Raw genomic sequence first — 22,731 nt, forward strand, 5'->3', positions numbered from 1 at the left:
CGTCTTTCGTCCGAGAGAAGGGTTCGCGGGGCAGGGTGACACGCAGGGGACACGAAAGTAATCGGTCGCCCAAATTCTGATGTCGGGATACTTGTGCGCGGCATTGCCGTCGCGCACGATGCGTGGCGGGCCGGGGCCTCCCGCCGCTCCGGCGGCGACTCCCAGTGTGGCCGCCGCGAGCTTCATCTCGGTTACAAGGCATGCCGCCGACGCCACGGTCCCCTCGTCGGCGCGCTGCACACACCCGGTTCCGTCACGACGGTGTGGGGCAAGCCTCGATCCCCGCCAACACGATCCGCCCCCGCCTCGCCGAGCGCGCGACACATTGCGCGCCCAGGTCACACGCCCCGTTTCCTTGCCGTCTCTCTCCCGCACGTGCGTCCCCCGCAATCCTCATCCCCCAGCATGTCATGCTGAAGGAAAGGCATAGAGTGCGATATTTCCGAGTATCAAAGATTCACTCTTCAACCAGTCTGTCAGGGTGGAGTCGGAAGGAGAGGACGATCCTCGGGTGCGACGGGCGACTCGTGACTAGATGTGTTGATGACATCGCCAATTGTCGGTGAACCGGACAACATGACGCTAGTATATGTTGACAGATCATCCCTCGACCCCTAACGCCCCCCCTATCTCCCCTCTTGGATGAGCCGGATGGGAGACCGGTGGTTATGGTGCGAGTGACAGGAATCGCTCGCGAACAGCGACCTGCACACAGAGTCACGGATAATCGGGAATATCTCGGCGATCGGCACACAGCGTCACGGAGAATGGGAACACTTCAGCGACCTGCGTCCCCTCGCGCGGCGGCGGAGCGAGGAGGGCGGCGAGAGGCCCGGTCCTCCGGTGCGCATCTCGCTCTGGCGTCGGCGCCGAGCCGCCGTTCGAGGGCGGCGATCCGGTGGCGCAGGGCGGGTAGGGGCGTCCCGTGCGGAGATGCCGAACGCGACCCCTGATGATCAGGAACAGCGAAACCGCCGGCGTGACAAGTCGCGTGTCACGGCCTGAGGTCGGGCGGTACTTCTTCGTGGGGCCACGGGCGGGACCTTGAGCACCCACTAAATGTCCGCATAATTACGGCCACCGCCCTCGACTGTTCCCCGCCCAACCGACGAACACCTCTCGGTAAGTTGGAGCCTGTGCCGAGGAGAAGATCATGACCGCCCCCTACACCTTCGACGTCTTTTGCAGCCTTGACGGTTACGGCTCCTAGAACAGCAGCGGCGACTGGGGTGGGTACTGAGGTGAGCAAGGGCCCGAGTTTCTTGATCGCCGCCTCGCCTTGTACGGCGAAAAGCAGCGGATGGTCCTCGGGGCCGACACCTTTCGGCAATTCGTGGAGGTGCTGTGCCGTGGACCCGATCTTCCAGGGTGCGGCACCCCGCCCCGTCAAGAAGCACGCGGGGACGACCTCTAGAACCAAGGCCCGCGGAGGAGGAAGGTGCTTGCGCGTGTGCGGTCACTCGTAGGCGCGGGCGCGTAGGGCGAGGGTGACAACGGTGGCGTCGGTCGAGGTCATGACGTCGCGCCCGGTGGCCACGGCGAACTGGCGCAGCCGGTTGAGCACCGTGTTGCGGTGACAGTAGAGCTGCCGCGCGGTCTCCACGACCGATCCGGTGGACAGGTAGCGTTCGACCGTCTCCAGGATCCGGGCGACGTCACGGGCCGGCAGTTCGCCGAGACCTCCGAGGGCGTCGCGGACGAGGTCGGCTCTGAACTCGCCGAGCGCGCCGGACGCGATCGCCGGCCACAGGTCCCGGGTGTTGTGCGGCCCGGCGGCGTCCGGAGGCAGGGCGTACAGGCTGAGCTCGGCCAGGCGCACGGCCCTCGGCACCTCGGCGAGGCCGTCGACGACCGGGCTCACGGCGCAGCGAACGCCACGGAACCAGCCCTCGGCCGCGCTGCCCGACCGCGCGGGCAGCTGCAGTACGGCGACGGACCCGGCGGGGCGGTCCTGCGCGTGCACGCGGACGCCGAGGACGTCGAGCTGCTCGCGCAGGGGACGGAAGGTCGCCAGGCAATCCGGGGGCAACGCCACGACGGCGAACGACGCGTGCTCGTCGAGCCCGAGCACGGTGGCCACCTGCCGCCGGATGTCCGGGTGACGGCCGTCGCATTCCAGCAGCCGCGCGAACCACCGCGCCCGCTCATCCTGCTGAGCCTGGGCCATCTCCAGCACCCGCTGCTGGTAGGCGGCCAGGATGCTCATGGAGTGATGCTCCACCGCCTCCCACACCCGCGGCGCTTCGGCCACCAGGCCGGCGACGTCGCCGGGACCCGCCCGCCGGCACAACTCCTCCCAGACGATCCGGGCGTCGAACCGTACGGCCTGCAGCAACGTGTCCAGCGGCACGCCTGCCTCGGCTCGCGCCGCGCCGATCTCGGCCGACGCGCCGGCGATGTGCTCGGGCACCGACAGCCGGCCGATGAGCCGCAGGATCAGTTCGAGGCTGCGCCGGGCGTCGGCGAGCAGAATCCCCTCCGGAATGACCGTCCCGGCATAGGGCCCGCCGATGAGGACCACCTCGGCGACGAAGCGGTCGGCGAGCGGGGCGACGTCGCGTACGAGCTCCCGCGAGAGCCGATCGACCACGCCCGAGGCCATCCGCGTTCTCCTCCTCGCTGTGCAGATGCACAGTGTAATGGCGCTACCTGAGTGCCGATCTGCGATTGAACCGCAGGTCAGAGGCGCGGCAAGGTGTCACCATGCAACGTACGGCTCACCCCCAGCGGCCGGAGACCAGCCCCCGAACAGTCGCGCTGGGTGCCTTCGCGGGCACCGCGCTGGAATGGTACGACTACTACATCTACGGCACGGCGGCGGCGCTGGTCTTCGACGGCCAGTTCTTCCCCGAGCTCAGCCCGTTCGCGGGCACGATGGCCTCCTTCGCCACGTTCGGCGTCGGCTTCGTCGCCAGGCCCCTCGGCGCGGCCGTCTTCGGCCACCTCGGCGACCGGTACGGCAGGCGCCGCATCCTGATGGTCACCGTCGTCCTCATCGGCGCCGTCACCGGATGCATCGGCCTGCTGCCGACGTATGCGCAGATCGGCGTGGCGGCGCCGATCCTGCTCGCCACGCTCCGCCTGCTGCAGGGCATCTCCGTCGGCGGTGAGTGGAGCGGCGCCGCCACGCTGGCGATCGAACACGCGCCGAAGGAGAAGCGCGGCATCTACGGCGTCATGCCGCAGATGGGCTCGCCGGTCGGCTCGCTGACAGCTACGGCCGTGTTCGCGCTGGTCAGCACCCTGCCGGACGCGCAGTTCGACTCCTGGGGCTGGCGGGTCCCGTTCCTGCTGGGCTTCCCGCTGCTGCTGGTGGCCCTCTGGGTGCGCAGCCGGGTGGACGAGTCGCCGGTGTTCCGGGAGATGATGACCCAGCAGCGCGCCGCCAAGCGGCCGCTGGTCGAGCTGGTCCGCACCAGCGGCCGGCGGCTGGTGGTCGGCATCGCGGTGTCGTTCGTCGGGATCGGCGGCTACTACCTGTGCGGTACGTACCTGGTCAACTACGGCTCGGACACCGCCGGTATCGACCGGACGGCGCTGCTCAACGCGGCCACCCTCGCGTCCTTCATCAACCTGTGCCTCTATCCGCTGTTCGGCCGTATCGCCGACCGCGTCGGGCCGGGACCGGTGGCGGTCTGGGGGGCGGCGGCCTCGGCCGTGGCGGCGTTCCCGATCTTCTGGCTGGTCGGGCTGGGCAGCACGGTGGGGGTCGCGGCCGGGCTGATCGCCGGTGTGGTGCTGGTGTCGATCAGCTATGCCGCGTGCGGGCAGTTGCTCAGCGAGATGTTCACCAGCGAGGTGCGCTACTCGGGAGTGGGATTGTCGTACAACGTCTCGGGGGCCATCAGCGGCTTCGTGCCGCTGGCCGCGACCGCGCTGCTCGCCGCCACCGGGCAGAACCTGTGGGCGATCGCGGTGATGCTCTGCGTCTTCTCGCTGATCACGCTGTTCGCCGCCGTGGCGGCGAAGCGGCTCCGGGTCGTGGAACTCTGACGTGGCGGTGGCTCCGGGTCGCAGGGCTCGGACGTGAGGAAGGACCGATGATGAGCGTGATCGCCGACGACGGCGCACAGCCCGAGTATCACTACCACAAGCTGGTCGGCCCGGAGCCGAAGCCGGCGTTCCATGACCCGGCCGAGCTGGAGCGCTACTGGGGCCGCCGCTGGGGTGCCGCCGACGAGGTGAGTCCCCTGCGGACGGTGCTGGTACGCCGCCCGAGCAGCGGCCTGGCCGCCATCACCGCGGACGCGTGGGACCCGGGTGCCGGCGCGCTGGTCGATCCCGGGCGGCGGTGGTACTGGCGCGGCGACAAGGCCCCGAACATGCAGCTGGTGATGGAGCAGCACGCCGCGCTGGTGTCCGCGCTGCGGGCCGAGGACGTCGAGGTCGTCGAGGCGCCCGAGCTGCCCGACCACACCAAGTCGGTCTTCACGCGCGACCCGATGCTGACCGTCCCGGGCGGCGCCGTCATCACCCGGCTGGCCCCGCGGATGCGGCGCGGCGAGGAGGCGTCGGTGACCCGTACGGTGGCCGCGCTCGGCATGCCGGTCCTCGGCACGATCACCGGTGAGGGGCTCGCGGAGGGCGGCACGTTCGTCAAGCTCCGCCGCGACCTGGCGGTCTTCGGGGTGTCGATCAGGTGCAACCCCGAGGGCGCGCGGCAGCTCGCCGGGTTCCTCGAACCACTCGGCATCGAGCTGGTGACCGTGCCGCTGCCGGGGTACGCCATCCACGTGGACGGGCAGTTCCACATGATGGACGAGGACCTGGCGCTGGCGAACACCCACCGCCTGCCGTACGAGTTCCTGACCCGGCTGGAGAGCCTCGGGATCAAGGTGATCTCGCCGCACCCGGACGAGCAGCTCGCCTGCAACTCGCTCACGGTCCGGCCGCGCCGGCTGCTCTTCCCCGCCCACTGCGTACGCACCGCCGACCGGCTGGCCGCCGAGGGCGTCGACATCGTGCCGGTGCCCTACGACGAGATCCTCAAGAACGGCGGTGGCATTCACTGCTCGACCATGGAACTCGTACGTGACTGGTAGAGGGGCCCCATGCATCTGACACCGGCGGAGCAGGACCGGCTGACCGTCTTCACCGTGGCGGAACTGGCTCGCCGCCGCCGCGACCGGGGCGCGCTGCTGTCCGCGCCCGAGGTCGTCGCGCTGGTGGCCGACGCGGTGTTCGAGGCCGCCTGGGACGGGCTGTCGATGGAGGAGGTGATCGCGGCCGGCCGTGGCGCGGTACGCGCGGAGGAGGCCCGGCCGGGTGTCGCGGCACTGGTCCGCCGGGTCGAGGTGGACGCGTTGTTCCCGACGGGGACGTCGCTCGTGGCAGTGGACGACCCGCTGGGCCGGGAGCCGCATCCGGATGATCCCGGGATGGTGATCCCGGGGGTGGAGGAGAAGATGGCGCTGGCGCCCGGTCGCGCCCGGGTGGAGATCGAGGTGACCAACACCGCCGACGTGGACGTGCACGTCTCGTCGCACTACCCGTTCTGGCAGGTCAACGCGGCGTTGTCGTTCGACCGGGCGGCGGCGCGCGGTTACCGGCTGGACGTGCCGGCGGGCAGCAGCCTGTGCTTCCCGCCGGGGGTGACGGTCACCGCGGAGCTGGTGAAGCTGGGGGGCGCGGCCACCGCGCCACGGCTCACGCTGGAAGGCGGACAATGAGCTTCGACAGGGCGACGTACGCGGGCGTCTATGGACCGACCACCGGCGACCGGGTGCGCCTGGCCGACACCGGGCTCGTGGTCAAGGTCGAGCGCGACGACACCGAGGCCGGCGACGAACTGCTCGGCGGCTGCGGCAAGACCGTGCGCGAGGGGCTGCTGCTCACCAGCGGCGCCCGCCACTCGGAGCTCGACGTGGTCGTCACCAACGCGCTCGTCCTCGACCCGCTGCTCGGCGTGGTCAAGACCAATATCGGGATCAAGGACGGCAGGATCACCGGCGTCGGGCGGGCCGGGTCGCCCGACGCGGTCAACGACGTCGATCTCGTGGTCGGGCCGCACACGGCGATGATCCCCGCCGAGGGTCTGATCGTCACGCCCGGCGTGGTGGACTCCCACGTCCACCTGTCCAGCCCCGCGCTGCTCGACGTGGCGCTCTCCGCGGGGGTGACCACCGTGGTCGGCATGGGCATCGGGGGTGTGTGGGACATCGGCGTCAACCCCAAGCGCAACCTCGACCTGATGATCGAGGCCTGGCGGGAGGTGCCGGTGAACGTGGCCTTCCTCGCCCGCGGCTCGTCGGTACGTCCGGCGCCGCTGGAGGCGGCGGTCCTCGCCGGCGCCGGCGGCTTCAAGGTGCACGAGGATTTCGGCGCGCAGCCCGCGGTGGTGGACACCTGCCTGGCCGTGGCCGAGGCCGCCGACCTGCCGGTCGCGCTGCACACCGACTCGCTGAACGAGTCCGGCCTGCTGGCCGACACCCTGGACGCGACGCGAGGGCGTACCGTTCACGCCTACCACGTCGAGGGGGGCGGTGGGCATCCCGACCTGCTGGAGATCCTGGCCCACCCGCACGTGCTGGCCTCCTCCACCACCCCCACGCTGCCGTACACGGTCAACACCGTGGCCGAGCTCTTCCCGATGACGATGACCGTGCACCGCCAGAACGCGCTGCTGCCCGGCGACGTGGACGTGACCAGGAGCCGGGTGCGAGCGAGCGCGATCGCCGCGGAGAACGCGCTGCACGACGCCGGCGCGGTGAGCATCGTCAACTCCGACTCGATGGGCATGGGCCGCGTCGGGGAGACCTCCCGGCGCACCTGGCAACTCGCGGCGCACGCCAAGGCGGCCTCCGGGGACGAGCAGGCCGGCGGTCACGACAACGAGCGGGTGCTGCGCTACCTCGCCAAGATCACCATCAATCCCGCGATCGCGCACGGGATGGCGGACCAGATCGGCAGCATCGCGCCTGGCAAGGTCGCCGACCTCGTGCTGTGGCATCCGGCGTGGTTCGGCGCGAAGCCCGAGCTGGTCGTGAAGTCGGGGTTCGTGGCGTGGGGGGTCAGCGCGTCGGGGGCGGCGTCCACCCGGGCCGGGCAGCCGCGGACGTACCGGCGGTATTTCGGCGCCATGGGCGGCGCGCCGGGGCGGCTGGCGCATGTGTTCGTCGCGGGAGAGGCGCTGGCGGACGCCGCCGCCCGGCAGGCCCTTCCGCCGGGGGTGAGCTACCTGCCGATCCGCGGCTCGCGCGGGCTCGCCCGTGCCGACATGGTCCGCAACGCCCGCGTACCGCACGTGCGCGTGCCGCGTGACGGCGGCCCCGTACTGGTGGACGGCAGGCCGATGGGCCTGCCGCCCGCGACGGGACTGCCGCTCACCCAGGTGCATCACCTGGCGTGAGACCGCTCGATACCGTCCGGCCGCGATACGAACTCCCGGTCGGGCAGGCTGAAGGGACGGGTGGTCGTGGGGAACTGTGGCACCGGCGCTGTCGATCCCGGGGGTGGTCGTTCGTGTAGGGGGTGACGGGGCCGCGAGAGGGCGGCTCGCGGCGAGACGGGAGCAAGTTGATGCGTACGATCAGGGCCACGATGTTCGTCACCCTCGACGGGGTCGTGCAGGGCCTCGGCCGCCCGGACGAGGACACCCGCGGCGGCTTCACCCACGGAGGCTGGGGCCCGCGGTACAACGACGAGGTGATGGGCCGCGAGCTGGCCAAGGGCATGTCCAGGCCCGGAGACATGTTGCTCGGGCGCTCGACCTGGCAGGACTTCGGCGCCGTGTGGGGACGTGCGACCGACGGCAACCCGTACACCGCGCACATGAACGCGGCCACCAAATACGTCGTGTCGAGGACGTTGGAGGATGCGGATGCCTGGCAGAACTCGATCCTGCTGCGCGGTGAGGCCGTCGAGACGGTGGCCGAGCTGAAGGCTCAGCCGGGCGGTGCCCTGTCGATCAACGGCAGCGCGTCACTGGTCAGGAGCCTGCACGCCGCCGGCCTGATCGACGAGTACACGCTACTGATCCACCCGCTCACCCTGGGCGGCGGCACGCGGCTGTTCGACGGAGCCGCCCCGCTGACCGAGTTCGGGCTCACGGGAAGCGTCACGACCCCCAAGGGCGTGATCATCGCGCACTACACCCGCCGGAGAAGTTTTACCCAGATTTGACCGTATGGGGCGTTTTGTCGCGCCAAGCGCGTACAGCCCTATGACGGTGGGTAACGGGACGGTCATCCGGTGCGGCCGGCCCGCGGGGTGGTCAGGCGGCGTGTTCGAGGCGGAGATGCTCGCGCAGCGCGCCCAGCTCCAGCAGCACCCGCCCGCATCGCTGGCACGTCCAAACCCCGCTGGGCACCGCGACACCGTGCGCGGAGGCGTCGTCGCGTGCGCACGCGAGGTGGTAGGCGCGCATCGCTCGCGCCCAGATCCGACGACAGCGATCGGCTGCGAAAGACATCTGGTTCCTTCCATGCACGGTTTGCCGTGGCCGGACCAGGCTAACGCCGCGGCGACGCGCCCCGTACCGGCCAATGGGCCGCCGGACATGGAAGAGGACCCCTCGCGATCGAGGGGCCCTCCGGGCTGGTCACTGTCCGATCTTCACCCCCGGTTGGCCGTAGGGGTACTCCAGCGCCCGGCTCGTCCGGCCGGGGACGGCCCGCCCGAGGCGGGACTTGCCCATCGGGAGCAGCGTCCTGCCGAAGCTGCCCTCGAACATCATCGCCGCGGCGATGTACATGGCGATCAGCGCCGACACCACGAACATCCACCCGCTGACACGCACCGGCCAGACCGCCCCGGAGAAGAACCCGGCCGCGAGGAAGCCCGAGCCCAGGGCCAGCACGCCCAGCTGGGCGACCAGGGCCAGGTTCGTGCCGAGCGCGGCTATCGCTCCGAGCGCCGTGATCAGGCACAGGGCCACGAACCAGAACGCGAAGCCCGGGTTGGCCAGGCCGGCCACCGGCGTGAGCGCCGCGGGGAAGCCCCTCACGGACGCCAGCAGGAACAGCAGGCCGAACGCGAGCCAGAACGCGCCCCAGATGCCGTGCATCCCGGTCGCGAGACCGTCACGTGCGCGGTAGGACCACATGGCGGCCGCGAACTGGGCGAACCCTCCGGCCATGACCGCGAACGGGAAAAGGATCAGCGGTGTGGCGACGCTGCCGTACCAGCCGGCCAGCCAGGCGCCGACCATCAGCGTCGCGGCGCCGAATCCGAAGAGTCCGAGGATCGACGGTGCCGCGATGGGTTGCAGAAACACGCGGGTCCTGCCCTGCCACGCGGCGTGATCCTCCGCGTCCTGCGCAGGGGCGGGAGAACCGACGGGCCCCATGTACGGGTCAGGACCTCTGGGCTCCGTCATGACATCCTCCTCTCTAGGTAGGACACTCATAAATCCCCTTAACCGCGATGGATGCGGCCACGCTCACCGATGCGTAAGGGTGAGGTCATTTATGGGCCGATCGACATCGAAGAGGGTCAAAATTCCGCCAGCATGGCGCCCTCGTCCTGCCGGCACGGATCGCCGGATCCAGCGGAGACCAGACCGATATGGGAACGATCCATTCATCGCTACCGAACGCCGCCAAGATGCTTGCTCCAGGCCATTTCGCCAACCTGAGGAGCGTCTCTGTGCGTACCCGATCTCGGTTAACGGCGGCCGTGCTGGCCGCCGGCATGGTCGTCGCCGTCTCCCAGCCTGCCGGCGCGGCCGGCCCGGCCGTCCAGATCGCCAAGATCTACTACGACTCGCCAGGTTCGCCGGACTCCGGCTCGAACAGCAGCCTGAACGGCGAGTACGTACAGCTCAAGAACATCACCAAGAAGGCCGTCAGCCTCAAGGGCTGGACCGTACGCGACAAGACGTCCCAGCCGGACCACGTCTACATGTTCGGCACGTTCACGCTTGGGCCCGGGAAGACGGTCACCCTGCGGACCGGCAAGGGCAAGGACACCCCGACCATCCGCTACTGGAACAGGACGGGCGGCACGACCTTCGCCTACATCTGGAACCAGACCGCCGACACCGCCTACCTGCGGAACGCCGCCGGCAAGCTGGTCGACTCCTGCTCGTACAACTCCTCACGGGCCGACTACAAACTCTGCTGACGGTAGGGCTGTCCCTACCTCCCATTGGGCCGTGAGCAGGTTGTCCGGGAGCAGGGGCGGGTCCGTAGCGTTCTTGCCATGACGAACCTCCGCCACCGCCTCGCCACCGACACCCGCTACACGCTGCTCGGCCTTCCCAACGCCATCGCCCACTTCTCCGTCACCGTGGCCGGTGTCGCGGCCGGTCTGGGGAGCGCGGTCGCGTTCGTCGGCCTGCCCATCCTTTCCGGCACCGCCATCGTGGCCAGGAGCCTGAGCGACTTCGAGCGCGTCGCCCTCCCCGACGTGCTCGGCCGCTCCGTCGCCCGCCCCGACTACAGTCCCGTCCCCGAGAGGGCGGGCTGGTTCCGTCGCATGATGAACCCGCTGGCCAGCGGCCAGGCATGGATCGACCTGCTGTACGGCATCGTCGCCTTCCCGATCTCCCTGGCCGCCGCCGTCGTGACCGCGGTGTGGTGGGCCGGCACGATCGCCGGCCTGACCTTCCCCCTCTACGGCTGGATCCTCACCCGCATCCCGGGGTTCGACGGCGGCCTGCCGCAGTTGCTCGGGCTCGGGGACGGCGAGCTGACGTACGTGGGCTTCAACACCGTGATCGGCGTGCTGTTCGCGCTGACCCTGCTGCCGATCGTGCGCGGCGCGGCCCTGATCAAGGCGAGCCTGGCCCAGGCGCTGCTCACCCGCGCCGCCTACACCCCCGCGGAGCGCCCGGTCCTGCTGACCACCGCCTGACCGCGACTTCCGGCCGGCGGGTCCGCTAGCGGGGCAGGGAGCCTTCGATGCCGTCGAGCACCCAGTTGAGGCCGCGCTCGAAGTTGTCGTCCGCGCCGCGCACCCCCTCCTGGATCATCGGCGCCAGCCGCGGGAACTCCCCGCTCTCGACCAGTTCCCTGATGTACGGCTCCGCCACCGCCGCCCGCTCGGTGTCGCTGATCCCCTCGGACCTGGGCGTCCCCCGCTCCAGCGCCTCCCGCACCACGAACCCGGTCATGTAGTCGTTGAAGGCCGCCAGAACGCGCCAGGACGTCAGCCGGTCGAGCCCGAGCCCGTCGAAGACGGACAACTTCTGCTCCACGTGCCGCAGCCCGTTGGGCCCCACCGCCACGCGCTGCGAGATCAGGTCGGTCCGCCACGGATGGCGCAGCACCATCTCGCGCTCGCGCCAGGCGATCATCACCAGCGCCTCGCGCCACGAGGACGGCAGCGGCTCGTGGACGAGCACCTCCGCGCCCACCGCGTCGAGCATCAGCGCCAGCAGGTCCTCCTTGCTCCCGATGTAGGAGTAGAGCGTCATCGTCCGCGCGTCCAGCTCGGCCGCCACCCGCCGGATCGAGACCGCGGCCAGCCCCTCGGCGTCGGCGACGGCGACCGCGGCGGCCACGATCGCCTCTCTGGTCAGCGTCGGGCGGCGCGGCGGCGGGGCAGACGACCAGATCGAGCTCACCAGCCCAGTTTGACACTGTACGAAACTGATACGCTGTACGATATGCGATACAGCGTACGAACTCCTCCCCTCTGGGCCACGGCGCTGGCCGTCCTGCTCGGCGTCGTCATGACGATGCTCGACACCACGATCGTCAACGTCGCCCTCGACACCCTGGCCCGCGAGTTCCGTACGTCCCTCGCCACCATGCAGTGGGCGGTCACCGGCTACCTGCTGGCCCTGTCGATGACGGTCCCCGTCACCGGCTGGGCGGTGGGCAGGTTCGGCGGCAGGAAGGTCTGGCTGGTCTCGCTCGTGCTGTTCGTCGCGGGGTCCGCGCTCAGCGCCGCGGCCTGGTCGGTCGTCAGCCTGGTCGCCTTCCGCGCCGTGCAGGGGCTGGGCGGCGGGCTGCTGCTGCCGGTCGGGCAGATGATGCTGGCCCAGGCGGCGGGCAGGGAGCGCATGGGCCGCGCGATGGCGCTGATCTCGGTCCCGGCGATGCTGGTGCCCGTGCTGGGGCCGCCGCTCGGCGGGCTGATCGTGGAGGGGCCCGGCTGGCGCTGGCTGTTCCTGGTCAACGTGCCGGTCTGCGTGGTGGCGCTGGTGGCCGCGTACACACTGCTGCCCGGCGGGCCGGGCGCGAGCCCGCGGCGGCTGGACGTGCCGGGCCTCGCGCTGCTGTCGCCGGGCCTGGCCGCGATGGTCTACGGGCTGTCCGAGATCGGCAACGGGGCCTCGCTGCCGCATCCCGCGCTGTGGATCGGCCTGGCCCTGGTCGCCTGGTTCGTGGTGCGGGCGCTGCGGACCAGCGGGGCGCTGCTGGACCTGCGGCTGTTCGGCAACAGGACGTTCGCCTCGGCGGTGACCGCGCTCGCGTGCTACTCGGCCGCGATGTTCGGCTTCACCGTGCTCGTCCCCCTCTACAGCCAGCTCGCCCAGGGCGGGAACGCGCTGGACGCGGGCCTGCTGCTGGCCCCGATGGGCATCGGCGCGGCGATCACGATGCCCATCGGGGGCAGGCTGAGCGATGCCCGGGGGCCGCGCGGCGTCGCCGCGGCGGGGGTGGTCGTGGCGGTCGCGGGCATCGCGGGGTTCGCCGCGTTCGGCGGGCCCGTGCCGATGTTCGTACTCGGGCTCGGGCACGGGCTGGTGTCGACGTCGGTGATGGCCGCCGCGTTCAGGACGCTCGAACCGGCGGCGATCCCGGCCGCGACCACGCTGAGCACGATCGCGGCCCGGCTCGCCACGCCGTTCGGCGTCGCGGTGCTCGCCGTGCTGCTCCAGGTGTTCACCAGAATGGGCGTGGACCAGCCCTTCCTGTACGCCTTCGGCGTCGCGACCGTGCTGGCGGCCGGCTCGCTGGCACCGATCGCGCTCATGGGATCGGCGCCACGGAACGCATCCCCGTCAGCGCCCGCGTGACGAGCGGCCGCCTTTTCAGCGGAAGAGCGAGATGTGTTCGGCGACCCACTCGGCGAAGGTCCTCCCCGGCCGGCCGGTCACCTCCTGCACGGTCGGGGCCACGACCATGCCCGCCTCCGGCGGGTTCGTCTCCAGCTGGATGGCGAACTCGACGTACTCCTCAGGAAAGCCCGACGCCCGCATGCCCTCCCGGGCCTGCTCCTCGGTGAGCCGGACCAGCTCGACGGTGCGGCCGATGGCCGAGCCGATCGTGCTCAGCTTCTCCGGCAGCGTCAGGCTCTGCGGGCCGGTGAGGAGATAGGTCTTCCCGGCGTGGCCGTCCTGGAGCAGCGCGGTCGCCGCCACCGCGGCGATGTCGGCCTCGTGGACCATCGCGCTGGTCCGCCCGGCGTCGAACGCCCGGACCACTCCTTCGGTACGGATGGACTCGGCCAGTTCGAGCGCGTTCGCCATGAACTCCACCGGCTGCAGGAGGGTCCATCCGAGATCGCCCTGTTCGAGGGCCTGCTCCACCGTGCTCGGGTCCCAGCCGCTCAGCACCGTCACCCGCCGTACGCCGGCCTTGGCCGCCAGCTCCACGATCTCGTACCCGGTCTGCAGGGGCTCGTCCCCGCCGAACGTGATCAGGTGGAGGCCGGTGACCCCGTCCAGCGCGGGCCGGAGCGTGTCCGGCTTCGTGAGGTCGCCGCGTACGGCCTCGGCCCCGGCCGGCAGGTCGGCCGCGGCCGGGTCGCGCGTCAGGGCCCGCACCTGCTCACCCGCCTGGACGAGCTGCTGGACCAGCTGACGGCCCACGGTCCCGGTCGCTCCGGTGACAAGAATGCTCATGAGAACTCCGCTCTTCTCCGGGGAAGGATCGAGCGGAACGCTAGGCCCGGTTGCGGAAGACTTCCTGCCGCGTTAGCGGAAGTATCAAATACCGGGAAATTGCCTCTTTTCAGGGTTCACGTCGGCACCTAACGTCTCCCACAGCACCAGAAGAAGGGATGCCCATGGCCCCGACGGCGTCGCCGCCCAGCGCGGCGGACGAAGGATTAGCCCGCGACGACTACGCCCTGGACCGTGTTCCGACCTCCGCCCGCTACGGCTGGGCCACCATCGCCGTACAACGTTTCGGCCTTCTGTCCGCACTGTCACAGTTCCTCCTCGGCGCCACCCTCGGCATGGGCATGACGTTCTGGGAGGCCGTGCTCGCCATCACGCTGGGCGCGGCCATCCTGGAGCTGGTCGCCATCGCCCTCGGCATCGCGGGCATGCGCGAAGGACTGTCCACCTCGTTGCTGGCCCGCTGGGCGGGCTTCGGCCGCCACGGCTCCGGCCTGGTCGGCGTCGTCATCGCCGTTTCCCTGCTGGGCTGGTTCGGCGTGCAGTCCGCCGTGCTCGCCCAGGGCGTCTCCGCCCTGCTGGGCGGCTCGCCCGTGTGGATCTGGGCCATCGTCGGCGGGCTCGCGATCACCGCGATCGTGGTGCACGGGTTCGCCGGGATGGCGTGGACCGCGTGGATCACCGTCCCGGCCTTTCTCGTCCTGGCCGGCTGGGCCATCACGGTCGAGCTGACCCAGCGCTCGCTCGGGGATCTGATCTCCTCCGCCCCGGCGGGCCCGCCGCTGAGCCTGGCCCAGGGCGCGACGCTGGTGGCGGGCGGGTTCATCGTCGGCGCGGTCATCTCTCCCGACATGTGCCGCTTCAACCGCAACGCCGCCGACGTGGTCAAGCAGACCGTGCTCGGGATCAGCCTGGGCGAGTACGTGCTGGCCCTGGTCGGCGTGCTGCTCGCGCACGCGTTGCGCACCGGGGACGTGGTCTCGATCGTCACCACCACCTCCGGCGCGATCGGCGTCCTCGTGCTCGTCTCGGCCACGTTCAAGACCAACGACTGGAACCTCTACGCGGCCTCGCTGGGCGTCACCAACGCCCTGCACACCGCCTTCGGCGTCCGGACCGGCCGCGCCGCCGTCACTGTCGTGCTCGGCGTCGTGGGCACCGCGCTCGCCGCCCTCGGGATCGCCGACCATCTCGTGGACTTCCTGGTGCTGCTCGGCGTCGCCATCCCGCCGGTCGCCGGGATCATGGTCGCCGAGTACTACGTCGTACGCACGTGGAGCCCGCTGCTGGCGGAGTCGCGCGCTTCCGGGACACTGCCCGCCACCGCGCCCGGCTGGGTGCCGGCCGCGCTGGTGATCTGGGTGGCGTCGGCCGCGATCGGCACCTACCTCACCTGGGGCATCCCCGCGCTGAACGCGCTGGTGGCCGCCTTCGTCCTCTACGCCGTGGCCGGGAAGCTCGGCTGGACCGGCAAACGTACCTCCCCTTCCGCCTGACGTCCCACCAAGCTTTCCTGCACAGAACGGAGCCCTTCCTTGCGCGTGGGGATCGACGTCGGCGGCACCCACACCGACGCTGTCCTGATGGCCGGGACCACCGTCCTCGCCTCCGTCAAGACCGCCACCACCCTCGACGTGACCGGCGGCATCGTCACCGCCTTGGAGCGGCTGCTGGCCGCGCCCGGCATCGATCACACGGCCGTGGACGGCGTGATGATCGGAACCACCCATTTCACGAACGCGCTGGTCACCGGCCGCCACCTGGCGCCCACCGCGGTCATCCGGCTGGCGCTGCCCGCCACGGCCGCGCTGCCGCCGATGGTGGACTGGCCGCCGCGGCTGGTGGCGGCCCTGCGGCCGAGCATCCACCTGTGCCACGGCGGCCACGAGTTCGACGGGCGGCCGATCGCGCCGCTGGATCCCGGCGAGCTCCGGCGCGTCGCCGCGGAGATCGGCCGGCGCGGCATCGGCAGCGTGGCCATCTCCTCGGTGTTCTCCCCGGTCAGCGCCGAGATGGAGGAGACCGCGGCCGGCATCCTGCTGGACGAGCTGCCCGGCCTGCACATCAGCCTCTCGCACCAGATCGGCCGGGTCGGGCTGCTGGAGCGCGAGAACGCCACCATCGTCAACGCCTGCCTGCGCGACCTCGCCGACGACATCGTCGCGGCCTTCACCGCCGCGCTGCGCGCGGTCGGGGTGACGGCTCCCCTCTACCTCTCGCAGAACGACGGCACGCTGATGGACGCCGAGTTCACCCGCCGTTATCCGGTACGGACGTTCGCCTCCGGGCCGACCAACAGCATGCGAGGGGCCGCGTTCCTGGCCGACCGGCCCGACTGCGCGGTCGTCGACATCGGGGGCACCACCACGGACGTCGGCGTGCTGGCCGGCGGCTATCCCCGCCAGGCGACCGGCGAGGTGGACATCGGCGGGGTCCGGGTGAACTTCCGCATGCCCGACGTGCTGTCGGTCGGGCTCGGCGGCGGCAGCCGCGTCACCCGCGATCCCGAGCTGGAGATCGGCCCGGACTCGGTCGGCTACCGGCTCACGCGCGAGGCGCTGGTGTTCGGCGGCCAGGTGCTGACCGCGACCGACCTTGCCGTGGCCGCGGGCCTGGCCGACATCGGCGACCCGGCCCGGGTACGCCACCTGGACCGCGACCTCGTCGAGCGCGGCATCGAGTGGATGACGCGGCGGGTCGCCGACCTGGTCGACCGGATGCGGGTGTCGGCCACCCCGCTGCCGGTGGTGCTGGTCGGCGGGGGCAGCGTGCTCATCCCGGCCGACCTGCCCGGCGTGCCGTCCGTGCACCGTCCGGAGCACCACGCCGTGGCCAACGCCATCGGCGCCGCCATCGGGCAGATCGGCGGCGACGTGGACGGACTGTACACGATCACCGCGTCCCGCACGCGGGCCGACGTGCTGGAGGAGGCCCGCGCCGAGGCGATCGACCGGGCCGTGGCCGCCGGTGCGGCGCCGGGCACCGTGGAGGTCAAGGAAGTGGACGAAGTTCATGTGGCGTACCTGCCGGGGAACGCCGTACGGGTCCGGGTGAAGGCGGTGGGCGAGCTCGCCCTCGTACCGAGTGGGGAGGACGGCCGGTGGGCTACGAGCTGACCATGGCGGCGCTGCGCGACCTCGCCGAGGGCGCGGCGGTGCTGGGCACCGGCGGCGGCGGTGACCCCTACGTGGGCCGGCTGCTGGTCGAGCAGCAACTCCGCGCCGGCCGCCAGATCCGCATCGTGCAGGCGGAGGAGCTGCCCGACGACGCGCTGGTGCTGCCGTGCGCGCTGATGGGCGCCCCGACCGTCTTCTGGGAGAAGCTGCCGGGACCGCAGGGCATCGTGAACGCCATGCGCGCGCTGGAGGCCCACCTGGGCCGCCGGGCCGCGGCCACGATGCCGATCGAGTGCGGCGGGTTCAACTCCATGATCCCGCTGCTGCTCGGCGCGGAGACCGGCCTGCCCGTGGTCGACGCGGACGGCATGGGCCGGGCGTTCCCCGAGCTGCAGATGGAGACGTTCGCGGTGCTGGGCGTGCCGGGGTCGCCCATGTCCATCGCCTCCGACCACGGCGACACGGGCATCATCGACGCCGTGGACAACCGGCGGATGGAGTGGCTGGCGCGGGCGATGACCGTGCAGATGGGTGGCTCCGCCTACATCTGCGACTATCCGATGGACGCCGCCACCGTCCGCCGTACCGCGGTGCCGAGGACGCTGACGCTCGCGACCCGGATCGGCGCCACCCTCCGGGAGGCACGCGAGGAGCACCGCAACCCCTTCGAGGCCCTGACGGAGATGCTCACCGACACCATCTACAGCTACGGGGTCGTGCTGTTCCAGGGCAAGGTCGCCGACATCGACCGGCGTACGGTGGACGGCTTCGCCCGGGGCAGGGTACGGCTGACCGCGATGGCGGACCCGGACGACACGATGGAGATCGTCTTCCAGAACGAGCACCTCGTCGCCCGCCGCAACGGCGACCCGGTGGCCATCGTGCCCGACCTGATCTGCACGCTGAACAGCGAGACGGGCGCCCCGGTCACCACCGAAGCCCTCACCTACGGCCAGCGGCTGACCGTCTACGCGATCTCCACCCCCGAGATCATGCGCAGCCCGGAGGCCCTGGCGTGTTTCGGCCCTCCCGGCTTCGGCCTGGACGAACCGTACGTCCCGGTGGAACGGCTGGCCGGCCGGACCGGGCCGCCGGTCAGGCTCCCTGCCGCTCCGTGAGCTGCCGGGGCAGGAACGACGCGCGCGGCCCGGCCAGGGTGGCGTCCATGCGATCCACCTGGCCCAGCGTGAACATGATGAGCGCCGCGTCGTCGCAGTAGTCCATGTAGTTCATGAACATGTCGCCGTTCGGGCCGTTGCCACAGCTCAGCTGGGGGAAGGAAGGGGTGCCGCGGCTGTGGCCGGCCTGGTTGGGGGTGTCGTCGACGTGGTCGGTGCCGGAGCAGCCGTCGCCGTCGTCGCCCCAGATGTGGCGCAGGTTGAGCCAGTGGCCGATCTCGTGGGTGAGGGTCCGGCCCCCGTCGTATGGCGCCTCGGCCGCGCCCGTCGGTGCAGCTGGCTGTCGATCTGGCCCTGCCCGATGTCCTGCTCGGAGGTGTTGTGCACGACGTGCACCACGATCGGGATGGTGACCACCTCGTCCCGGGCGGCGGCCCGGGCGGACTTCCTGACGGAGATGGCGTTTTCGAGGGTGGCCAGCACGAGCACGTATTCCGGACGGGCGAGCAAGTAATGTCACTGAAGGTCCAGCACCTCGGCGGGGTCGGCGATGAGCCGCTGGATGACCAGCCCCGCCGCGCCAAGCACGGCCGCGTCCGGGCCGATCCCCGAGACCAGGAGAGTGGGGGGCGTGCCGCGCATCAGTCCCAGCCGGTCCGCCAGCCCGGCGGCGACCGGCCCTTCGAGCCAGCGGTAGAGGGTCGCGTAGATCCCGCCGAGTACGATCCTGCCCGGGTCCAGCAGGTGCACGGCCGAGGTGAGCGCCACGCCGAGGGCGTGCCCGGCCCGCTCGCAGGTCTCCAGCGCCCGCCGGTCCCCCGACTCCAGCAGCCTCACGAGCGAGGCCACCGTGGGCAGGCTCCCGAGCAGGGCGTCCTGGCCCGCGTACACCTCCAGGCAGCCCCGCCCGCCACACCTGCACGCGGGCCCGTCGGGCAGCACGACGACGTGGCCCAGCTCGCCCGCCAGCCCGAGCGTGCCCCGGAACACCGTCCCGCCCACCACCAGGCCGGCGCCGATGCCGATCTCGCCGGACACGTACAGGAAGTCCGCCGCCCGCGAGCCGAACCACAACTCGCCGAGCGCGGCCAGATTGGCCTCGTTGTCGATGGCGAACGGCAGGTCGGTCAGGCCCCCGACGCGTACGTCCCGCCAGCCGAGGTGCGGGGCGCTGCGCAACACGTCGCCCTCGACCGTCCCGGGCACGGCCAGGGCCGCACCGGTGATCCGCAGCCCGGCCCGCTCCGCCCCCGCCGTCATCTCCTTCACCAGGTCACGCAGCTCCCCCAGGGTGACGGCCGGGTCGGAGTTGCGGTTGTCGGCCGGCCTGGTCCGGCGCAGCCGCACCGTACGGGTGAGGTCGACGACGCACGCGGCCAGATAGTCGATGTTGACCTCCAGCCCCAGCGTGGCCACCCGCTGCCCGCTCAGGCGCACCGCCTTGCCCGGCCGCCCGCGCTCGCCGGCCCGCACGGCGTCGCTCTCGGTCACCACGCCCGCCTCCAGCAGATCGCCGACAAGGCTCGACACGGTGGTCTTGGTGAGCCCGGTCAGCTCCGCGAGCGCGGCCCTGGTGTGAGGTCCCGATCGGTGGATGGTCCCCAGCACTACGGCCAGGTTACGGGCGCGCATGGAATCATGCCTGACCCCCCTTGACGCCGCCATGCCTGCCTCCTCAGGATTATGTACAGATTATGGACTAAAGAAGGGGCTCGACGCAGATGTCCGCATTCACGCCCACCCCTGAGGATCGCTTCACCTTCGGCCTGTGGACGGTCGGCTGGCCGGCCCGCGACCCGTTCGGCGACGCCTCCAGGCCGCCGCTCGACCCGGTGGAGAGCGTGCACCGGCTGGCCGAGCTGGGGGCGTACGGCGTCACGTTCCACGACGACGACCTGCTGGCCGTCGAGCCCGACCGGGACAAGGCCATCGCCGCCTTCCGCAAGGCCCTGGACGAGACCGGCATGAAGGTGCCGATGGCCACCACCAACCTGTTCACCCACCCGGTGTTCAAGGACGGCGGGTTCACCAGCAACGACCGCGACGTCCGCCGGTACGCCCTGCGCAAGGTGATCCGCAACATCGACCTGGCCGCCTCGCTCGGCGCCAAGACCTACGTCTGCTGGGGCGGCCGCGAGGGCGCGGAGTCGGACGCGGCCAAGGATGTCAGGGCCGCGCTCGACCGCTACAAGGAGGGCCTCGACCTGCTCTGCTCGTACGTACGGGAGCGCGGCTACGACCTCCGTTTCGCCCTTGAGCCCAAGCCCAACGAGCCCCGCGGCGACATCCTGCTGCCCACCGTCGGCCACGCCCTGGCGCTGATCAACGAGCTGGAGCACCCCGAGATGGTCGGCCTCAACCCCGAGGTCGGCCACGAGCAGATGGCCGGGCTCAACTTCGTGCACGGCATCGCCCAGGCCCTCTGGCACGGCAAGCTCTTCCACATCGACCTCAACGGCCAGCACGGCCCGAAGTACGACCAGGACCTGATCTTCGGCCACGGCGACCTCAAGAGCGCCTTCTTCCTGGTGGACCTGCTGGAGAACGGCGGCTACGACGGCCCCCGTCACTTCGACTACAAGCCGCTGCGCACCGAGGACCCGCAGGACGTGTGGGCCTCGGCCGCGGCGAACATGCGGACCTACCTGATCTTGCGCGAGAAGTCCCGCAAGTTCCGGGAGGACCCCGAGGTGCAGGAGGCTCTGCGCGCCTCCCGCGTGGACGAGCTCGCCCAGCCCACCCTCGCCCCCGGCGAGACCTGGACCGACCTGGCCAAGGACGACTTCGACCTCGACGCGGCCGCCGCCCGCGGCTTCCACTTCACCCAGCTCAACCAGCTCGCCCTGGAACACCTCATGGGGGTACGCGGATGACGAAACCCATCAGCGTCCAGCTGTTCACCGTCAGGAAGGCCCTGACCGCCGACCGCGAAGCCGTTCTGGGGCGGATCGCGGAGATCGGCTACCGGTGGGTGGAGCCCTACGATCCCCTCGCCGATCCCAAGGGCTTCCGCCGGCTCGCCGACGACCTGGGGCTCGGCGTGTCGGGGACGCACGCGTACGCGCTGCTCAGCATGGAGCCCCCGGCGGTCTTCGACGCGATCGCCTCGATCGGGAGCGAGCTGGTGATCGTCCCCGGCGGGATCGCGCACGAGGAGTTCACCACGCGCGACGGCCTGGCCCGCACGGCCGACCTGCTGAACGGCCTGGCCGAGCAGGCGGGCAGGCTCGGCATGCGGATCGGATACCACAACCACTGGTGGGAGATCCAGCCGCGGATCGACGGCCGGCACGCCATCGAGGTGCTGGCCGACCTGCTGGCCCCCGAGGTGTTCCTGGAGATCGACACCTACTGGGCGGCGGTGGGCGGCGCCGACGTGCCCGCCCTGCTCGGCCGCCTCGGGGACCGGGTGCTCGCGCTGCACGTGAAGGACGGGCCGGTGGTGGAGGGCGAGCCGCACACGGCCGTGGGCAGGGGCGCCATGCCCGTGCCCGAGATCCTGGCCGCCGCCCCCGACGCCTGGCGGGTCGTCGAGCTCGACGAGTGCGAGACCGACATCTTCGCCGCGCTCGCCGACAGTCACGCCTACCTCACCTCCTTGGAGCGCTCGTGAGCAGCGGCCCCGTCGGCGTCGCCCTGGTCGGCGCCGGAGTGATCAGTGGCCAGTACCTCCGTAACCTCACCTCCTTCCCCGACGTACGCGTGCTCGGCGTCGCCGACCTCGACACCGAGCGGGCCGCGGCCGTCGCCCGGGAGCACGACGTGCCCGTGTCCGGCACGCTCGACACGGTGCTGGCGCTGCCGGAGGTCGAGATCGTCGTCAACCTCACCGTCCCCTCCGCGCACGCCCCCGTCGCGCTGGAGTCCCTGCGCGCGGGCAAGCACGTGTACGGCGAGAAGCCGCTGGCCCTCGACATGGACGAGGCGGCCAAGGTCATGGCCGAGGCCGCGGGCCTGGGGCTGCGCGTCGGCGGCGCCCCCGACACCTTCCTCGGCGCCGGGCTCCAGTCGGCGGCGCACGCGCTGCGCTCCGGCCTCATCGGCGAGCCGGTCGCCGTCACGGCGGCCACGCAGAGCCTCGGCCCCGAGTCCTGGCATCCCAATCCCGAGTTCTTCTACCAGCCCGGCGCGGGTCCCCTGTTCGACCTGGGCCCCTACTACCTGACCGCCCTGGTGTCCCTGCTCGGCCCCGTCACGCGGGTGGCGGCCGACACCCGTACGGCCCGCGCCGAGCGGGTGGTCGGCTCGGGTGACAAGCAGGGCAAGATCTTCCCGGTGAACGTGCCCACCCACGTGAACGCCCTGCTGGACTTCCCCGGCACGGCCACGGCGGCGGCCACGTTCAGCTTCGACTCGCCGGTCAACCGCCGCATGATCGAGATCATCGGCACCGAGGGCGCTCTGTCGCTGCCCGACCCCAACACCTTCGAGGGCCCGCTGCTGGCCCGCGGCCTGCGGGACATGGACTGGCGGGAGCTGCCGCTGTCCGGCACCACGGCGGGGCGCGGCATCGGGGTGCTGGACATGGCCAGGTCGATCCGGGCGGGCACGCCGCACCGGGCCTCGGGCGCGCTGGCGTACCACGTGCTGGAGCTCATGGTCGCCATCTCGGAGTCGGGCGAGCGCTCGGAGTTCCGCGGCGTCACCTCCACCATGTCCTCGCCGGATACGCTCCCGGCCGACTGGGATCCGTACGCGGCCACCCTGCCGCGCTGACCGCCGCGGGCCCGCCGGGTAACGCGTTGGCAGAACCCGGCGGACCCGC

Annotated in this window: 21 protein-coding genes; 14 read left to right on the forward strand and 7 right to left on the reverse strand. The window is 71.3% G+C overall.

Going from position 1 to position 22,731, the window contains the following annotated elements; all coding sequences use genetic code 11:
- Positions 1-1,456: 1,456 nt before the first annotated feature.
- Positions 1,457-2,602 carry a PucR family transcriptional regulator gene (locus BLS95_RS37840; RefSeq protein WP_090943119.1) on the reverse strand — a complete coding sequence of 382 codons (1,146 nt, stop codon included), beginning with the start codon at positions 2,600-2,602 and terminating at the stop codon, positions 1,457-1,459.
- A 101-nt stretch (positions 2,603-2,703) separates the two neighbouring features.
- Between BLS95_RS37840 and BLS95_RS37845 the strand changes: the two genes are divergently transcribed.
- The 5 genes from BLS95_RS37845 to BLS95_RS37865 all read left to right on the forward strand — a co-directional run bounded on the left by BLS95_RS37845 (position 2,704) and on the right by BLS95_RS37865 (position 8,121).
- Positions 2,704-3,993, forward strand: coding sequence for an MFS transporter (locus BLS95_RS37845; protein WP_090943121.1), 1,290 nt, complete (start codon positions 2,704-2,706; stop codon positions 3,991-3,993).
- Positions 3,994-4,040: 47 nt separating this feature from the next.
- Entirely contained in the window at positions 4,041-5,042 is a 1,002-nt protein-coding gene (locus BLS95_RS37850; RefSeq protein ID WP_218136184.1) for a dimethylarginine dimethylaminohydrolase family protein, read from the forward strand.
- Between the two features lie 9 nt (positions 5,043-5,051).
- On the forward strand, positions 5,052-5,669 hold the full coding sequence (gene ureA, locus BLS95_RS37855) for an urease subunit gamma (protein ID WP_090943123.1): 618 nt from the start codon (positions 5,052-5,054) through the stop codon (positions 5,667-5,669).
- Positions 5,666-7,348 (forward strand): urease subunit alpha, encoded by a 1,683-nt coding sequence (locus tag BLS95_RS37860; protein WP_090943125.1) that lies wholly within the window; start codon positions 5,666-5,668, stop codon positions 7,346-7,348. Before ureA ends, BLS95_RS37860 begins: the two co-directional genes overlap by 4 nt.
- A 170-nt stretch (positions 7,349-7,518) precedes the next feature.
- Positions 7,519-8,121, forward strand: coding sequence for a dihydrofolate reductase family protein (locus BLS95_RS37865; protein WP_090943127.1), 603 nt, complete (start codon positions 7,519-7,521; stop codon positions 8,119-8,121).
- A gap of 91 nt (positions 8,122-8,212) precedes the next feature.
- Here the strand turns inward: BLS95_RS37865 and BLS95_RS56115 are convergent, their stop codons facing one another.
- Positions 8,213-8,365, reverse strand: a complete 153-nt coding sequence (locus tag BLS95_RS56115) for a hypothetical protein (protein ID WP_176993592.1) — start codon at positions 8,363-8,365, stop codon at positions 8,213-8,215.
- 174 nt (positions 8,366-8,539) lie between these two features.
- Positions 8,540-9,316, reverse strand: coding sequence for an acetate uptake transporter family protein (locus BLS95_RS37870; protein ID WP_176993593.1), 777 nt, complete (start codon positions 9,314-9,316; stop codon positions 8,540-8,542).
- Between the two features lie 269 nt (positions 9,317-9,585).
- Here BLS95_RS37870 and BLS95_RS37875 point away from each other — a divergent pair, with 269 nt between their 5' ends.
- Complete coding sequence (locus BLS95_RS37875) at positions 9,586-10,062, forward strand: lamin tail domain-containing protein (protein ID WP_245765524.1); 477 nt, start codon at positions 9,586-9,588, stop codon at positions 10,060-10,062.
- A 78-nt stretch (positions 10,063-10,140) separates the two neighbouring features.
- Positions 10,141-10,794: a sensor domain-containing protein gene (locus BLS95_RS37880; protein ID WP_090943131.1), complete on the forward strand. Its 654-nt coding sequence runs from the start codon at positions 10,141-10,143 to the stop codon at positions 10,792-10,794.
- Between the two features lie 25 nt (positions 10,795-10,819).
- On the opposite strand, the gene BLS95_RS56120 is transcribed toward BLS95_RS37880, so the two are convergent.
- Positions 10,820-11,506 (reverse strand): TetR/AcrR family transcriptional regulator, encoded by a 687-nt coding sequence (locus tag BLS95_RS56120; RefSeq protein ID WP_176993594.1) that lies wholly within the window; start codon positions 11,504-11,506, stop codon positions 10,820-10,822.
- A gap of 42 nt (positions 11,507-11,548) precedes the next feature.
- On the opposite strand from BLS95_RS56120, the gene BLS95_RS37900 reads away from it, so the two are divergent.
- The gene (locus BLS95_RS37900) at positions 11,549-12,907 is read left to right on the forward strand and encodes a DHA2 family efflux MFS transporter permease subunit (RefSeq protein WP_090943137.1); all 1,359 of its coding nucleotides are present in this window, start codon (positions 11,549-11,551) and stop codon (positions 12,905-12,907) included.
- A 15-nt stretch (positions 12,908-12,922) separates the two neighbouring features.
- On the opposite strand, the gene BLS95_RS37905 is transcribed toward BLS95_RS37900, so the two are convergent.
- Positions 12,923-13,735, reverse strand: a complete 813-nt coding sequence (locus BLS95_RS37905) for an NAD(P)H-binding protein (protein WP_090943139.1) — start codon at positions 13,733-13,735, stop codon at positions 12,923-12,925.
- A 164-nt stretch (positions 13,736-13,899) separates the two neighbouring features.
- Between BLS95_RS37905 and BLS95_RS37910 the strand changes: the two genes are divergently transcribed.
- From BLS95_RS37910 to BLS95_RS37920, 3 genes are read left to right on the forward strand one after another with little or no spacing between them, the layout of a single operon-like run.
- Positions 13,900-15,228 carry a purine-cytosine permease family protein gene (locus tag BLS95_RS37910; RefSeq protein WP_090943142.1) on the forward strand — a complete coding sequence of 443 codons (1,329 nt, stop codon included), beginning with the start codon at positions 13,900-13,902 and terminating at the stop codon, positions 15,226-15,228.
- A gap of 45 nt (positions 15,229-15,273) precedes the next feature.
- Positions 15,274-16,848, forward strand: a complete 1,575-nt coding sequence (locus tag BLS95_RS37915) for a hydantoinase/oxoprolinase family protein (protein WP_245765540.1) — start codon at positions 15,274-15,276, stop codon at positions 16,846-16,848.
- Positions 16,833-17,966 carry an S-methyl thiohydantoin desulfurase family protein gene (locus BLS95_RS37920; RefSeq protein ID WP_218136186.1) on the forward strand — a complete coding sequence of 378 codons (1,134 nt, stop codon included), beginning with the start codon at positions 16,833-16,835 and terminating at the stop codon, positions 17,964-17,966. The genes BLS95_RS37915 and BLS95_RS37920 overlap by 16 nt, the downstream gene beginning before the upstream one ends.
- On the opposite strand, the gene BLS95_RS59240 is transcribed toward BLS95_RS37920, so the two are convergent.
- Both BLS95_RS59240 and BLS95_RS37930 read right to left on the reverse strand, forming a co-directional pair.
- Complete coding sequence (locus BLS95_RS59240; RefSeq protein WP_090943148.1) at positions 17,944-18,486, reverse strand: M43 family zinc metalloprotease; 543 nt, start codon at positions 18,484-18,486, stop codon at positions 17,944-17,946. The two genes, BLS95_RS37920 and BLS95_RS59240, sit on opposite strands and share 23 nt — an antisense overlap.
- The gene (locus BLS95_RS37930) at positions 18,483-19,598 is read right to left on the reverse strand and encodes an ROK family transcriptional regulator (RefSeq protein ID WP_245765525.1); all 1,116 of its coding nucleotides are present in this window, start codon (positions 19,596-19,598) and stop codon (positions 18,483-18,485) included. Before BLS95_RS37930 ends, BLS95_RS59240 begins: the two co-directional genes overlap by 4 nt.
- An 89-nt stretch (positions 19,599-19,687) precedes the next feature.
- On the opposite strand from BLS95_RS37930, the gene xylA reads away from it, so the two are divergent.
- From xylA to BLS95_RS37945, 3 genes are read left to right on the forward strand one after another with little or no spacing between them, the layout of a single operon-like run.
- Positions 19,688-20,839 carry a xylose isomerase gene (gene xylA, locus BLS95_RS37935; RefSeq protein WP_090943157.1) on the forward strand — a complete coding sequence of 384 codons (1,152 nt, stop codon included), beginning with the start codon at positions 19,688-19,690 and terminating at the stop codon, positions 20,837-20,839.
- Positions 20,836-21,579: a sugar phosphate isomerase/epimerase family protein gene (locus BLS95_RS37940; protein WP_090943159.1), complete on the forward strand. Its 744-nt coding sequence runs from the start codon at positions 20,836-20,838 to the stop codon at positions 21,577-21,579. The genes xylA and BLS95_RS37940 overlap by 4 nt, the downstream gene beginning before the upstream one ends.
- Positions 21,576-22,682, forward strand: a complete 1,107-nt coding sequence (locus tag BLS95_RS37945; protein WP_090943162.1) for a Gfo/Idh/MocA family protein — start codon at positions 21,576-21,578, stop codon at positions 22,680-22,682. The genes BLS95_RS37940 and BLS95_RS37945 overlap by 4 nt, the downstream gene beginning before the upstream one ends.
- Positions 22,683-22,731 lie beyond the last annotated feature (49 nt).

The organism is Nonomuraea jiangxiensis (assembly GCF_900099965.1).
In the GTDB taxonomy this organism is placed as follows: domain Bacteria; phylum Actinomycetota; class Actinomycetes; order Streptosporangiales; family Streptosporangiaceae; genus Nonomuraea; species Nonomuraea jiangxiensis.